This is a genomic window from Metabacillus sp. RB-C-LZQ-3-1 (assembly GCF_058315175.1).
The window spans coordinates 175,301-190,370 of sequence record NZ_JBZFLI010000010.1; the positions used below are offsets into that span (position 1 = coordinate 175,301).

The 15,070-nt window shown below is 37.0% G+C and carries 16 protein-coding genes; 13 read left to right on the forward strand and 3 right to left on the reverse strand.

Annotation, left to right across the window (positions count from 1 at the left end; translation table 11 throughout):
- Positions 1-131: 131 nt before the first annotated feature.
- The 4 genes from AC4GZ8_RS16750 (at position 132) to AC4GZ8_RS16765 (ending at position 4,082) form a co-directional block, all read left to right on the forward strand.
- Entirely contained in the window at positions 132-515 is a 384-nt protein-coding gene (locus tag AC4GZ8_RS16750; protein WP_491083031.1) for a hypothetical protein, read from the forward strand.
- 26 nt (positions 516-541) lie between these two features.
- On the forward strand, positions 542-1,810 hold the full coding sequence (locus AC4GZ8_RS16755; protein WP_491083032.1) for a hypothetical protein: 1,269 nt from the start codon (positions 542-544) through the stop codon (positions 1,808-1,810).
- Between the two features lie 126 nt (positions 1,811-1,936).
- Positions 1,937-2,641 (forward strand): YybI family spore inner coat protein, encoded by a 705-nt coding sequence (locus AC4GZ8_RS16760; protein WP_491083033.1) that lies wholly within the window; start codon positions 1,937-1,939, stop codon positions 2,639-2,641.
- A 322-nt stretch (positions 2,642-2,963) separates the two neighbouring features.
- On the forward strand, positions 2,964-4,082 hold the full coding sequence (locus AC4GZ8_RS16765) for an NAD(P)/FAD-dependent oxidoreductase (RefSeq protein WP_491083034.1): 1,119 nt from the start codon (positions 2,964-2,966) through the stop codon (positions 4,080-4,082).
- Between the two features lie 102 nt (positions 4,083-4,184).
- On the opposite strand, the gene AC4GZ8_RS16770 is transcribed toward AC4GZ8_RS16765, so the two are convergent.
- Positions 4,185-4,358: an asparagine synthase gene (locus AC4GZ8_RS16770; protein ID WP_491083035.1), complete on the reverse strand. Its 174-nt coding sequence runs from the start codon at positions 4,356-4,358 to the stop codon at positions 4,185-4,187.
- 182 nt (positions 4,359-4,540) lie between these two features.
- The gene (locus tag AC4GZ8_RS16775) at positions 4,541-4,726 is read right to left on the reverse strand and encodes a hypothetical protein (protein ID WP_491083036.1); all 186 of its coding nucleotides are present in this window, start codon (positions 4,724-4,726) and stop codon (positions 4,541-4,543) included.
- Between the two features lie 191 nt (positions 4,727-4,917).
- On the opposite strand from AC4GZ8_RS16775, the gene AC4GZ8_RS16780 reads away from it, so the two are divergent.
- The 7 genes from AC4GZ8_RS16780 (at position 4,918) to AC4GZ8_RS16810 (ending at position 12,567) form a co-directional block, all read left to right on the forward strand.
- Positions 4,918-5,946 carry a LacI family DNA-binding transcriptional regulator gene (locus AC4GZ8_RS16780; RefSeq protein ID WP_491083037.1) on the forward strand — a complete coding sequence of 343 codons (1,029 nt, stop codon included), beginning with the start codon at positions 4,918-4,920 and terminating at the stop codon, positions 5,944-5,946.
- Positions 5,947-6,098: 152 nt separating this feature from the next.
- Entirely contained in the window at positions 6,099-7,133 is a 1,035-nt protein-coding gene (locus AC4GZ8_RS16785; protein WP_491083038.1) for a LacI family DNA-binding transcriptional regulator, read from the forward strand.
- A 98-nt stretch (positions 7,134-7,231) separates the two neighbouring features.
- The gene (locus AC4GZ8_RS16790) at positions 7,232-7,954 is read left to right on the forward strand and encodes a ThuA domain-containing protein (protein ID WP_491083039.1); all 723 of its coding nucleotides are present in this window, start codon (positions 7,232-7,234) and stop codon (positions 7,952-7,954) included.
- A gap of 62 nt (positions 7,955-8,016) precedes the next feature.
- Positions 8,017-9,048: a Gfo/Idh/MocA family protein gene (locus AC4GZ8_RS16795; RefSeq protein ID WP_491083040.1), complete on the forward strand. Its 1,032-nt coding sequence runs from the start codon at positions 8,017-8,019 to the stop codon at positions 9,046-9,048.
- A 5-nt stretch (positions 9,049-9,053) separates the two neighbouring features.
- On the forward strand, positions 9,054-10,076 hold the full coding sequence (locus AC4GZ8_RS16800; protein ID WP_491083041.1) for a Gfo/Idh/MocA family protein: 1,023 nt from the start codon (positions 9,054-9,056) through the stop codon (positions 10,074-10,076).
- A 215-nt stretch (positions 10,077-10,291) separates the two neighbouring features.
- On the forward strand, positions 10,292-11,260 hold the full coding sequence (locus AC4GZ8_RS16805) for a sugar phosphate isomerase/epimerase family protein (protein WP_491083042.1): 969 nt from the start codon (positions 10,292-10,294) through the stop codon (positions 11,258-11,260).
- Between the two features lie 110 nt (positions 11,261-11,370).
- The gene (locus AC4GZ8_RS16810) at positions 11,371-12,567 is read left to right on the forward strand and encodes a class I SAM-dependent rRNA methyltransferase (RefSeq protein WP_491083043.1); all 1,197 of its coding nucleotides are present in this window, start codon (positions 11,371-11,373) and stop codon (positions 12,565-12,567) included.
- A gap of 211 nt (positions 12,568-12,778) precedes the next feature.
- Here the strand turns inward: AC4GZ8_RS16810 and AC4GZ8_RS16815 are convergent, their stop codons facing one another.
- On the reverse strand, positions 12,779-12,973 hold the full coding sequence (locus tag AC4GZ8_RS16815) for a hypothetical protein (protein ID WP_491083044.1): 195 nt from the start codon (positions 12,971-12,973) through the stop codon (positions 12,779-12,781).
- A 289-nt stretch (positions 12,974-13,262) separates the two neighbouring features.
- Between AC4GZ8_RS16815 and AC4GZ8_RS16820 the strand changes: the two genes are divergently transcribed.
- Both AC4GZ8_RS16820 and AC4GZ8_RS16825 read left to right on the forward strand, forming a co-directional pair.
- Complete coding sequence (locus AC4GZ8_RS16820; protein ID WP_491083067.1) at positions 13,263-13,769, forward strand: P-loop NTPase family protein; 507 nt, start codon at positions 13,263-13,265, stop codon at positions 13,767-13,769.
- A 146-nt stretch (positions 13,770-13,915) separates the two neighbouring features.
- A complete protein-coding gene (locus AC4GZ8_RS16825; protein ID WP_491083045.1) occupies positions 13,916-15,049 on the forward strand; it encodes a DEAD/DEAH box helicase in 1,134 nt (377 codons plus the stop codon).
- Positions 15,050-15,070: the final 21 nt, after the last annotated feature.

The following is a 15,070-nucleotide window of genomic DNA, read 5'->3' on the forward strand; positions in this document are numbered from 1 at the left end:
TTCTCACTTTCCTTTTTAAAAGTCGGAACCTTCCTCTAATAAACACGTAGTAATCATTGAGGTTAACTAATGTACTAGGTTCTTTTCATTCAAAAAGGTACAAAGTTCCTTTTTAGACAAGGGGGTTAAACATGAAAAATAGCAGATTAATCTTTCTAATATTGGGTGTTATTATGCTGTTGAATGCAATAGTGGTGAACGGGGCTTTTCTTTCAGTTGGAAAATTCCCTGAAGGATTAATGCTTGTTGCATTGGCCATCATGTGTTTTTGTTTAGCGTATTTATCTGGTCATTTTGCTGCCAAGGACGAACGCGCTCAAAAAATAAGGGAACGTGGTGTTTATATTAGTTATTTTTGGATGGTAGGGATGATCTTTATCTTATTATTGTGTATTAACCCTTACCTAGGTTTTGTCACGATTTCGGCTTATCATTTATTAACTTTAATCGGATCATTATATATAGCGGTAGTATTTTTAAATATGACGTATTACGCATGGAAATATTCCAACTAAGTTCACAAATGATAGGGGATGAGGAAATGGATGAAAGAATACAAGAATTAGTAAACCTAACAAAGATGAAATTTGGTTTGGACAGCTATTCCTTACAAACATATGAGATTTATAGAAAAGTAAATTTCTTCAATGACACCGTTTATACATTAAGTATGGAATGGTTTCCTAACCATGAAACTGTTAATAAAGACGGCTCAAATCCAGAAGGTGCAGCTGTTATTGAAATAGATATACATACTCATAAATTCACAAGCGTTATTTTTGTCATGGGAAAGACTTATGCACAAAATGGAGTGTCATTCGCTCATTTTACTAAAAAAGACATCATCAATTGGATTGAACAGGAAACAGGTCTAACTTACGGAAAACAATTCAACCTGCGTAAGGAAGTTGAGGCAGAGTTTCATTTTATGGAATGCATTGATGGTGTAGCTGTATCTCCGTCAGGCTATATCGAACTTCATTTTAATAAAGAGGGGAAGCTTACTTTCTTCTCTATTCACGGTCAATTTCCTTCTAAGCAAATGGTTAGAGAGGAGGAATATTCTCTGACCTTTGAAAAGATCGAGCATTTAGCAAATGAACAATTGAAGCTAATTGAATTCCCTTTATTTGAACAAAAGCGATTATTACCTGTTTTTGCGGTAGAAGAGATTTATGTCAAAAACGATCAAACGTCAACGATTCCGTTTGAAGTCTTTGCTGACGCAAACTCATATGTGAAAATAGATAAACCAATTTATTGGAATGAGCCACTTAAACAAACGTTTAATCAAAAAGAATTAACGTGGAATGAAGAGGTTTCTGTAGAACAAGCATATGCCTTTGAGCAGTCTCCGGATTCTTTTCCAATCTCAAAGGAAGAGGAAGAAACATGTATCATAGCAGTAACAGATTTTTTACGCCAGGCATATCCAAATGACACTGGTATATGGATCCTCAAAACCCTTCATCGTGAAAAAGGGTACATCCATGCCATTCTAAGGACGAATAAACAGGATAACCGTGTGTTTCAAAGAAAGTTGATGCTTATTATTGATGCCAAGACCCTTCAAGTAATGAATGATATGGATAACAAATCGATGTTAGAGATTTTTGATGAATTTCAAGCGTATGAGAAGATACCGATTAAAAAGGAAGAAGCTTTTGAGAAAATAAAAGACTTGTTTGAGTTAAAGCCTATTTATGTTTACGATTTTTCACAAAAACAATATGTACTATGTGGAAAAATAGACTGTAAGTATGGAGTGAATGCTTTAACGGGAAAAGTGATTGCGTTAGCTGATTTGTAACAACTGTTGATTTTAAAAAACGGCTAAAATATAATATGGAATGTTTTCCTTAAAGAACCAGTAGCAAGATTTCTAATCGCCCATAGGATGTATGATAAAGATCATCATGAAAAGGGGCGGTGGATTATGTATGTTTATCGAGCTACTCAGAGTGTTGTGGCATATGGTGTGGGAGATGTAACAGGTGATAAAATACCTGATCAGGTGTATTTAACAGGGATTAAGACTCCTGATAGCCCATTTATTCAACAGATCACTCTTCACGTCCAAGACGGAAGAACAGGTAAGGTAACTTCTGTTTCGCTACCTGAAAATGGAGGGTATAATCCATCTCTATTTATAGGAGATTTCACCGGAGATGGTGTTGCTGATATTCTTATTAGCCTTCCTACAGGAGGAAGCGGCGGTATAATCAATCATTTTCTTTACTCATTTATAAATAACAACCCAAAAATCCTCTTTAATTCAAATGTTTATAATGAAGAATACAAATATAGCGTTTTGTATCAAAATGACTACGAAGTAAAGGTGACCAGTGAGAAAAATAATCTAACGTATATGATTGATATTTCGTTGAGGGATCCTGAATATTTGAATGAAATATACGATGCGAGCGGGAAGTTGAAGTCTCCCATTACAGGATTTGTGAACCCTTTAAGTGGTTTATATCCAGTGGATTTTGACTCCAATCATGTATTTGAATTATTAGCTTATCAAAAAATTGCTGGAAGATATAATGCAGATGCTTTAGGCTATGTGTTAAATACGTTAGGCTGGGAAAATAACAGGTTTAACCTGCAAAATCAATATGTAGCGATATTTGGAGTTTAAGAAATTGGAATTTTCGAAAAATAATGTCACAAAATATAACATGAATGTGGAATGCCTCTTTTATCTTTTATATAGTTAAGATAACAAAAAGGTAAAGGGGCTGTTGACATGAAAAAATCTAGAGTTGGCTTTATCACATTTATAATCTTAACAGTAAGAACTGTATTCACATACTAAAAATGAAATGAGTCGGATATAAAGAGGATACGAATGTATTCTCTTTTTTTATGTTAAGAATCCTAACATCGCCAGCGAAATTGAGTCTTGCTTCAATGTAAAGTAAAATAGTAAAAAACGTTAGATGAAAGAAAAGGTGTTTTCATTGAAAAAGGTAATCGTCATTGGAGCAGGAATTTTAGGGGCATCTGCAGCTTATCATTTAGCAAAGGCTGGGGCGGATGTAACAGTGATCGATCGAAAGGATAAGGGGCAAGCAACAGACGCAGCAGCGGGAATTGTTTGTCCATGGCTATCTCAACGCCGTAATAAAGCATGGTATCAGCTTGTGAAAAATGGTGCTCGTTACTACCCTAAATTAATAAAGAAGCTAGAAGAAGATGGAGAAACTGAGACGGGATATAGTCGAGTTGGTGCGATAAGCTTACACCAAGATCCCGAAAAACTTGAAAAAATGGCTGAACGCGCCCGAAAACGAAGGGAAGATGCGCCGGAAATCGGTGATATAGAGGTATTGACCCCTGAGGAAACAAAAGCGCTATTTCCTCCACTATCACCTGAATATGGTGCTGTATATGTAAGTGGGGGAGCACGAGTCAACGGGAGAGCCCTTCGAAATGCATTAGTTCAAGGGGCTAAAAAGAATGGTGCCACTTTTATTGAAGGAAATGCTGTTTCGTTAATTCATGAAGGTAACCAAGTAAATGGAGTACAGATAGAGAATGAAGCACTGCAGGCTGAGCAGGTTCTTGTTACTGGCGGTGCTTGGTCAAACGAATTGATACATACTCTAGGCAAGAAGTTTTTGGTTACTCCGCAAAAAGCTCAAATCGTTCATCTTGAAATGCCTAGTGAAGATACGGGTTCTTGGCCTGTTGTTATGCCGCCTAATAATCAATATATCTTAGCCTTTGAACAAGGCAGGGTTGTTGTCGGAGCAACTCATGAAGATGAAGCGGGATTTGATGGCCGAGTGACAGCAGGTGGTCTACAAGAGATCTTAACGAAAGCATTAGAAGTTGCTCCCGGCTTACATGAAAGCACTCATTTAGAAACAAGAGTCGGGTTCAGGCCATTTACTCCAGGTTTCTTACCTGTCATCGGGTCACTCCCTGAATTTGAAGGGATTCTTCTAGCAAACGGGTTAGGTGCTTCAGGTTTAACGAGTGGTCCTTACCTCGGCATGGAGCTTGCAAATCTTGCGTTGGATAAGGAAGTAGAAATTGATTTGAGTCTCTATGATGTGGCAAATGCTGTTGAATAGAAAAAGGGTAAGCTGTTAGATAGCTCACCCTTATTGTCTTTGACATCAAGCGCCTTGTTCAGCCCCTCGGGGCTAAACAAGGCGCTTGCGCTTTTATAGTACTTAACGTCGATGTTGCACAAGGTCAATGGCACCTAATACTACGTGAGCTAGTCCAAAACCGAAAACAGTATTAGCGACCATTTTATTTGAGCCGCGTCTTTGTTTTAATGCATATCCAGTAGCTGTGACAACTGAACCTAATGCTGTTGGTATGACTCCTTCACGAATATTCATGACATTTCCCCCGCATCGTTGTTATTGGTGTACAAGAACACCTGTATTAATATGTGCTTAATTTTTAAAAAATAACCTGTTGTTTTTTAAAGCTCACCGCACGCCCACTTTAAGATGAGCAGCCTGGAGCTCCAATCAGCCCATTCTTAGACACTTATTACAAAACAACAAAAACAGCCTTTTTATAAAGTATAGACCATCACTTTAACAGTAAAAACACCTAATTGATAAAGAAAATAAACACTAAATCCAACAAATGTGAAAAAAACTAAAAAGATAGCAGGAACAATACTTTTTATCATTATATTTACCTCGCAATCTACTAAGATAATAGCAGTATGGTCAAAATAAAATAATTTATACATCATAAAGAAATTCTCCTTAATCTATCGAATGAAAAACTAGTAAAATTAGAGATGTAAACGTATAATATTTAGTAAATATATAATCATAAAATGGATAGAATCATCCTTGTCCAGGATCGTAAAAACCATGAAAGAAATAGAATTCGTTTCATCATAAAAAAACATTAGATTTTACTAAAGAATTAGGTGACGACATGGCAACGATAAAAGATATAGCAGAAAAAGCAGGAGTATCACCAGCAGCAGTTTCAAGAATTTTAAACAATGATGCAACATTATCTGTTGGAGAAGAGACAAGAAAGAGAGTGTTAGAGGCTGCGGCCATTTTAAACTATAAGCCAACAAGGAAAAGAAACACGAATAAAAATTCAGATGTATATGAAATTGGCATTGTCTCAGCTATTACACAAGAGGAAGAGGTACAAGACCCTTATTTTATGACTATTCGCCTAGGGATAGAGATGGCGTGTTCAAAGTTTCCCTTAAAAATAAAGACAGTCATTAATGCCGGAAATGGCGCTTCATTTGACGAATTAAAAAAATTAGATGGTGTGATCGTCATTGGCGGAATTGAACCTTCATCTGTTCAGGAATATTGTCAGGGCCATAAAAATATTGTGTTTATTAACCATTTACCAGAAACAGGTGAATATGATGTCGTAGCATCGGGTTTGGATAAAGCAACCGAAGATGTTCTCGACTATTTGTTTGAGTTAGGCCATACGAAGATTGGATTTATTGGAGGGAATGATACTTTTAACAGGTTATACGATAATAAATCTATGGGAGAACTCCAAGATATTAGGAACTCTGCCTATGAGAAAGTAATGAAGCAAAAACAGCTTTATCGGCCAGAGCTTGTTCAAATAGGGGAATGGGGAGCAACAGGAGGCTATCAGTACATGAAGAAATTCATCGAAGCAGGTACATTGCCAACGGCTTTAGTTTGTGCAAGTGATCAAATGGCTATCGGGGCAATGAGAGCCCTTCATGAAGCGAAAATTAAAGTACCGCAGGATCTATCAATTGTTGGATTTAATGATATAGAGGCTGCAGAATTTTTAAATCCTCCATTATCAACAGTAAAAATTCATACCGATGAAATGGGAAAAACGGCTGTTAAACTTTTATATGATCGTTTAAAAGGGAGAAAAATACCTATCAAAGCTGTCCTAAGTACAGAATTGGTTAGACGAGAAAGTAGTTCTGCACCTAAAAAATAAAGTACGAATGAAGAACCTCTGATCATAATAATAGAGGTTCTTTCATACAATTTTTTTCTAGAAATCATTTGTTTATTTTTTGTTCTTGATCTTAGGCGTAAGTTCATTATATAATGGCATCAAAGTTAGTTAACCGTTTAACCGGAGGGAAAATGAACCAAAAAATTACAATACGAGATGTAGCAAAACATGCTGGGGTTTCTCCTGCAACCGTTTCTTATGTGCTGAATGGGATCAATAAAGTATCAGAAGAAACGAAGGAAAGAGTTTTGCTTTCTATCAATCAGTTAAACTATCAGCCAGATTTTACGGCAATTAGCTTATCGAAACGAAAATCAAATATGATTGGTGTGATCATGCCGCTCATAGGAGATACTCTTGCACCTATTTTTAAGGAAAATCCTTACTTTAGTGAGCTTCTAAGTGGAGTTGAATATATTTGCCGCAAAAACGGATATGATTTTGTTATTTCCGGCATTTCTAAATCAGAGGAATGTAAAAATTGGGTGATGAAGAGAAATCTAGATGGATTAATCGTTTTAGGGAAATTCCCTTTAAACTTATCCGAAGAAATGAAAACGCTATCTATACCACTTGTGTTCATAGACTCCTTCGAAAATTATGTTAGTCAATATCATAATATTCGAATTGATGATGAACTAGGGGGATATTTAGGCACAAAGCATTTGATTGAATTAGGTCATAAAAATATTTGTTTTATACCGAATGGGAAAATTGATTACGCTGTAGATGGCCAAAGATTTTTAGGGTTTAAACGAGCTTTAGCTGAAGGGAATTTGCCATTTAAGGACGAAATGGTTATTGAAGGAAGATATAACTCATTTGAGAATGGCTATTTAATTGGAAATGAACTAGTGAAAAATAAACGATTTACAGGTATTTTTACTTCATCGGATATTACAGCTTTGGGAATTATGAAATCTGCAAATGATCATGGAGTAAAAATTCCGGATGAGATTTCAATCGTCGGGTTTGACGATTTGATGATCAGCCGCTATTCTTCACCAAGCTTAACGACGATTCGCCAAGATGTGTTTCGTAAAGGGGCTGTTGCAGCAGAAACGGCTATTCATGTAATAGAAAATGAAGACGTAAAGTCAGAAGAAATCATGCTTTCTGTAGAATTGGTTGTCAGAGGTTCTACGATGAAAAAACAACCATTTTAAGGAGGTGAACTCATCTAATCTCATTGTGTAATCATAATTTTTTAACCGGTTCACTAAAAAAATAAACAAACAAATAAATTTTGATTAGGGTGAAAAAAATGACAAACGTAACAGTATGGAATGAAAATAGACATGAAAAGAAAAATCCAGTCGTAAATGAAATATATCCTAAAGGAATTCACGGTGCCATTGCAGAATTCTTACAAGAAGACAATTATGAAGTAAGAACAGCTACATTAGATGAAGCTGAACATGGGCTGACTGATGAAGTTCTAGAAAATACAGATGTACTTGTATGGTGGGGCCATCTTGCTCATGGTGAAGTCGAGGATTCAATCGTAGAAAAGGTTCAACAAAGAGTGTTAGATGGAATGGGCCTTGTCGTATTACACTCAGGACATTTCTCTAAGATTTTCAAAAAGTTAATGGGGACTAGCTGTGATTTAAAATGGCGTGAAGCAGATGAAAAAGAGCGTCTGTGGGTTGTAGATCCTAGCCATCCAATTGCTGAAGGTGTTGGGGAATACATTGAACTTGAGAAAGAAGAAATGTATGGTGAGCACTTTGATATTCCAGCTCCAGACGAATTAGTTTTTACTAGCTGGTTTGAAGGTGGAGAAATTTTCAGAAGCGGATGTGTGTTTAAACGTGGAAACGGAAAGGTGTTCTATTTCCGCCCAGGACATGAAACATATCCTACGTATCATAATGAACAAGTTCAACGTGTCATTAAAAATGGCGTCAAATATGTAAGCCCTGTCAACCGCAAGCGTCCAGTGTATGGAAATGCTAAACCATTAGAAACAATTGCAGCAAAATAACCATCATAAACTGAAACTTGAGAAGGGGATTGTCCCTTTTATGAAAAATGGAGGAATGTAAAATGGGTAAATTACGAGTTGGAGTTATTGGTTGTGGAAGTATCGCGCAATATCGTCATCTTCCTGAATATGCAGCAAATCAAAATGTTGAATTAGTTGCAGTATGTGACATTGTTGAAGACCGAGTAAAAGAAGTAGCAAATAAGTATGGTGCAAAAGCATTTACTGATTATAAAGAGCTTATTAATAGCGGTGAAGTAGATGTCGTAAGTGTTTGTACTCCAAACTACTTGCATGCTCCTATTTCAATTGAAGCATTAAACAATGGTCTTCACGTATTATGTGAAAAACCTATGGCAACTTCTCAGGAAGAAGCAGATGCAATGATTGAAGCGGCGAAAAAGAATGATAAAAAGCTAATGATTGCTCATAACCAACGTTTTGTCCGTTCACATCAGCTTGCTAGACAATTAATTGAAAGCGGTGCAATTGGGAAAATTTACAGCTTCCGTACTGCATTTGGTCATCCGGGACCTGAAGGCTGGAGCATTGATGGCAGAGAAAGCTGGTTCTTTGAAAAAGAAAAAGCGTATATCGGTGCAATGGGTGACTTAGGTGTTCATAAAACCGATTTATTGCGCTATTTACTTGGAGAGGAAATTGTTGAGGTTGGTGCATTTATTGAAACAACAGCAAAAGATTTCGCTGATGTAGATGACACAGCTGTTTGTGCACTCAAAACAGAAAGCGGAATCATTGGAACACTTGCAGCAAGCTGGTCTTATACAGCGAAAGAGGATAATTCAACGATCATTTATGGTGAAAAAGCAATTTTACGCTTAGAAGACAATCCGACATATTCTTTAGTTGTGCAATACACAAATGGTGAAGTTGTGAACTATGAATTAGGAAAAATTCAATCAAACGATGAGGGTGGCCAAAACACAACTCACGTAATTGATAACTTTGTAACATCAATTGTAGAAAACACTGAGCCGCCAATTAACGGTGAAGAGGGTATGAAATCATTAGCTGTTATTCTAGCAGCGATTAAATCAAATGAAACAAAAACAATTGCTAAGGTATTTGAGTGATAAAAATGAGTAAATTACGTATTGGAATAATTGGTGTTGGCGGTATTGCACAAGGTCGCCATATCCCGGCTTTTCAAAGCTTTTCTGATGACTGTGAAATCACAGCAGTAAGTGATGTCAATAAAGAAAGAGCACAGGAAGTCGCAACAACACACCAAATTGAACATGTATTTGAAGACTATCATGAAATGTTTCAGCATGTGGATGCAGTATGCATTTGTACACCAAATAAATTTCACGCAGAAATTACGATTGCTGCATTAGAGGCAGGAGTGAATGTTCTTTGTGAGAAGCCTATGGCTCTTTCTGCAGAAGAATGTGAAAGGATGCTAGAAGCTTCAAGGCGTTCAGGTAAAGTATTAGCGATTGCCTACCATTATCGTTTTATGCAAAACTCTCAAGCTGCTAAACAATTGATGGAAGAAGTGGGGACTCCCCTTGTCACAAGAGTTCAAGCGTTGAGAAGAAGAAAAGTACCTGGTTGGGGTGTGTTCACAAATAAATCACTCCAAGGTGGAGGAAGCTTAATCGATTATGGCTGCCATCTGCTAGACTTAGCCATTTGGTTAATGGGAAGTCCGAAGCATGTTGAAGTAAACGGCAGCACATATAATGTGTTAAGTAAGACGCCGAATGGTGTGAATCAATGGGGTACTTTTGATCATGAAACCTTTGATGTGGATGATCATGTGACAGCATACATTAAATTTGAAAATGGTGCCTCACTTTTATTGGAAACATCATGGGCTGCAAATATACTAGACGATCAGGAACATGTTAGTATCTCTGGAGCAGACGGTGGTTTGAGTGTATTTCCTCTAGAACTTTACACCGCGAAAAACGGGATGTTAATGAATAGCCAAGCAGCTTGGGTGCCGGGTGAAGATGATCCAGGCAAGGCTCAAGCGAAAAATTTCATTGATGCATGCCGAGGAGAAGCTGAGTTAGTCGTAAAACCTGAGGAAGCATTACAAGTTTCCCAGATTATCGATGAAATCTATCAATCTGCTGAAAGAACAAAATCTTAATATTGATTTCCTAAATTCTTTTTAAGTAAGATTGTTTCTTTGTATAGGTTATTTTAAGAAGAGAACGAATTAGGTTGATTGGAGCGGAAGGTGTCATCGCACACACCATGGAAAGTGAGCATCCTAAGCGGAAATCAACCAATCCAATACTTTTTACATAGCAACAATGTTTGCTAAATTCAGAAGGTTTAATCCAAATTATAGGAGGAATTCCCATGAAATTAGGCGTATTCACAGTTCTTTTTAATGATAAATCCTTTGAAGAGATGTTAGATCATGTGAAGGCATCAGGTCTTCATGCAGTAGAAATCGGAACAGGCGGATATCCTGGAGGAACGCACTGCGACCTAGATGCATTATTAGAAAGTGAAGAAAAGCGTAATGAATATTTAGCAAAAATTCAGGAACGCGACTTAATCATCAGTGCATTCAGCTGTCATGGAAACCCGCTGTCGCCAGACAAAGAAATGGCAAAAGACCATCACGAAACAATCATGAAAACAATCAAACTTGCATCATTAATGAATGTACCAGTTGTGAATACATTCTCAGGTACACCAGGTGACAGTGAAGATGCGAAATATCCAAACTGGCCTGTTACTCCATGGCCAAATGAATATGGTGATGTGTTAAAGTGGCAATGGGAAGAAAAATTAATTCCTTACTGGAAAGAAGTTGGAGCTTATGCAGAGGAGCATAATGTGAAAATTGGTTTGGAATTACATGGCGGATTTTTAGTTCACACTCCATATACATTATTAAAACTACGTGAAGCAACATGTGAAGCAATTGGTGCTAACCTGGATCCGAGTCATCTATGGTGGCAAGGAATTGATCCAGTCGCAGCCATCAAAATTCTAGGAAAAGCAAATGCCATTCACCACTTCCATGCAAAAGATACATACATTGACCAAGACAATGTAAATATGTATGGATTAACAGACATGCAGCCTTACGGCGAAGTTCAAACAAGAGCATGGACATTTAGATCTGTAGGTTGTGGACACAGCTTAACAGAATGGAACGATATTATGAGTGCACTTCGCACGTATAACTATGACTACGTTGTGAGCATCGAGCACGAAGATCCAATCATGTCCATTGATGAAGGCTTCGAACGTGCAGTTACAAACCTTAAAACGGTATTAATTAATGACCAGCCATCTCAAATGTGGTGGGTATAAGATAGAAGGTAGCCCCTCTTTTTACTAGAGGGGTTTTCTTTTTTCACAAAAAATCTGTATGATGGAGAATAGATTCGTTTGACGGAAATAAATAAAGTACAGGTGAAAAAATGGCTAATCCAATTCGAGTACAGGTAAAACCAAACTATGTAAAACAGTTTAAGTCAGGATATCCTCTTATCAATAAAGAGGCAATCAAAAACAGTGAAGCCCTAAAACAAGAAGGAACGATCATTGACCTTTTTGATGAAAAAAATCAATTTATTGCTAAGGGATACTACGGAAAACAAAATAAAGGAAGAGGCTGGATTCTAAGTCATAACCAAAAGGAAGTCATTGATCAGTCCTTTTTTGATAAGAAGATTAAAGTTGCGGTTGAAGCACGCCGGCCTTTTTATGAGGATCAAAATACAACTGCTTTTCGTGTTTTTAACGGAGAAGGAGACGGAATTGGCGGATTAACAATTGATTGCTATGAAGATGGTTATTATGTGTTAACTTGGTATAGTGAAGGGATTTATTCTTTTAAAGAAGAAATCATTCACTCACTAAGCAAAGCAGTGGACTATAAAGGAATTTATGAAAAGAAAAGATTTGATACAAAGGGTACATATATTGAGGATGACGACTTTGTGACAGGAGAGAGGGCTAATTTTCCTCTTATTGTGAAGGAAAATGGGATTCGATTTGCTGTTTATCTAAATGATGGGGCAATGGTTGGTGTTTTTCTAGATCAGAGAGATGTTCGAAAAACAATCCGTGATAAATATGCAAAAGGAAAAAATGTATTAAATACATTTTCTTATACAGGAGCGTTTTCTGTTGCAGCAGCACTCGGAGGAGCGACTAAAACAACAAGTGTTGATCTTGCGAATCGAAGCAAAGCCAAAACAATTGAACAGTTTAGTGTTAATCAACTCGACTATGAAGCACAAAGCATTATTGTTGAAGATGTCTTTCATTATTTTAAGTATGCGGTTAGAAAGAATCTTACATTCGATATGGTCATTTTGGATCCACCAAGCTTTGCTCGATCGAAGAAGCATACCTTTAGTGCAGGAAAGGATTATCCTGAGCTGTTGAAACAGGCAATTCACATTACCGAGAAAAATGGAATTATTGTTGCTTCCTCAAATTGCAGTACATTTGGCATGGCGAAATTTAAAGGTTTTATCGAGACGGCTTTTCAAGAAAGTGGGGAACGTTATAAAATCCTCGAAGAATTTAGCCTGCCCGAAGATTTTAAAACAATGAAGGAGTTCAAGGAAGGCAATTATTTAAAAGTAGTCATCTTACAGAAACGGTAAAGTGAAACTTCCAATCAGTGGAGGTTTTCTTCATCCTCCACTGATGGTTAGTTGAACCAATCGGACCTTTACGGGCAGTTATCCACCACTACCCTCTTTGTAAACTCAGCAGCTTGAAGAGGGGGGCTTACTGCCCGTTAAGAGTGGGGTAATAATTAAGGACTGACAGACTGACAGACTGACATTCTTAGGAATGTCAGTCTTCATACAATTAGTGGATAATGAAATAGGATTTGAATTTTTTAATGATTTCCTCGCGTTTCCCGAGAAGTTCCTTATAATCTCTAAGTAACTTTGTATTACTTCTATCTTTCACCCACTCTGAAAATGCACGTTCACACTCTTTCGAAATGGCTGATAATTCATCGTTAATTTCATTTAATTTTTTAATTTGAACATTAACCATGTGTTACCACCTTTCACCAAAAATCTTTCTGTTTTGTTATGAAGAGTTGACAATATGTTCCTATTTTGGATGATAATATGGTGATACCCGAAAAATATAATATGTAAACATAAAGTGAAACTTTCATCATTGGAGGGCTTCATTCTCCACTGGTGGCTAGTTAAAGCAATTTCGCCTTAACCGACAACCTACCTTCTTTGTAAACTCAGCAGCTTAAGGATGGGGCTTACTGCCCTTTAAGAGCGGGATCAAAATATATATTCAATTGAGGGGAAAAATCTTGAAAAAAGTGATGGTTATAGGAGTTTCAGCAGGTGCAGGTAAATCGACTTTTGCAAGAAAGCTTTCGGAAATTCTACAAATAGATGTGTATCATCTTGATACAATGTTTTGGGAGCCTGGATGGGTTGAAGCATCATTTGAAGATTTTAGGTCCAGACAAGAGGAGATCATCAACAATCAGCATGAATGGATTATTGAAGGGAATTATCGTAATACGTTTGATATGAGAGTAGAAGCGGCCGATACAATTATTTATTTAGAGAAGTCTTTATCTGTTTGTTTATATCGAGTACTAAAACGCTGGGTAACGTATATTGGAAAGGATCGACCTGACCGTGCACTGGGATGTAACGAAAAAATAGATGCTGCTTTCATCAAATTTATATGCAAAACCTATTTTCAACGTAAGAAAAGGATGAGGCAACAGCTTCAAGAGTTAAAATCTAGTAAACAAGTGTTCATTCTTACAACTGATAAGGAGATTGAGTCTTTCTTGAGAAGCTTATCGAAATAAGATTATTTCTGGGGAAATATGACGAATTAATGATTCGTATATTACTGTGATAGAAAATTAGCTATACTATAGATTAGGTATTGAGATGAAATGAGCACTAGTTTAAATAGTGAATACATAAAGGAAGTCAAAGGAGATTAACATACATGTCAGAAATGAATTTTTTACAAGAGGTAGCACCTTTTATCCAAAATAATTGGGAAAAGGCAAATTTCCAAGAGCCTACTGCCATCCAAGTAAAGGCAATCCCGCCAATTTTAGAGGGGAAAGATGTTATTGCTGAATCCCCAACAGGAACAGGGAAAACGTTAGCGTATGTTCTGCCGCTGTTAAATAAGATTGATGTTAGCCGAAAATCAGCACAGATCGTCATTTTAGCTCCTTCAAGAGAGCTTGTTATGCAAATATTTGAGGTAGTGAAGATATGGTCTGAAGGCAGTACGATCACAAGCGCGTCTTTTATTGGAGGAGCGAACATTAAAAGACAAGTAGAAAAGCTAAAGAAAAGTCCTCAGGTCATCCTGGGTACACCTGGAAGGATACAAGAGTTAATAAAAATGAAAAAGTTAAAAATGCATGGAGTAAAGGCCATTGTATTAGATGAGGGAGACCAACTATTAACTCCAGAGCATAAAAAGACAATACAAGAAATCATTAAATCAACATTAAACGAACGCCAAGTTGTCTTGTTCTCAGCTACTTCAAATGAAAGCACAGAATCTCGAGCGAGAGATCTTATGAAAAAGAATCCGGAAATCATTAAGGTCAGCAGAGACGAAATTCCGGTTGGTCAAGTAGATCATGTGTATGTCGTTTGTGAGCAAAGAGAAAAAGCGCACATGCTTGAAAGATTAGTGAAAAATATTCCAATGAAAGCCTTAGGGTTTGTTAAAGATATCGGAAACTTAAATGTACTAGGGGAGAAGCTAGAATATAATGGAGTCGATGTTCACCTATTACACAGTGATACAAAGAAAGAAGAACGAGAAGCTGCACTAAAAAGCCTTCGATCAGAAAAACAGGGCCTTTTACTTGCAACAGATGTTGCAGCGAGAGGTTTAGATATTCAAGAACTATCTCATGTGATTCACTTTGACCTCCCGGCAAACAGCTCCCAATATGTTCATCGATCAGGAAGAACAGGCCGACAAGGAGCATCAGGAACAGTTATTTCTATCGTAACGGAGCGAGAGGAAAGAGAATTGAAGAAGCTCGCAAAAGAGTTAGACATTACACTTGTGAAAAATGAATTATATAGAGGAGAATTAGTTGAGAAATAAAAAGGGGACCTTCGATGGTCC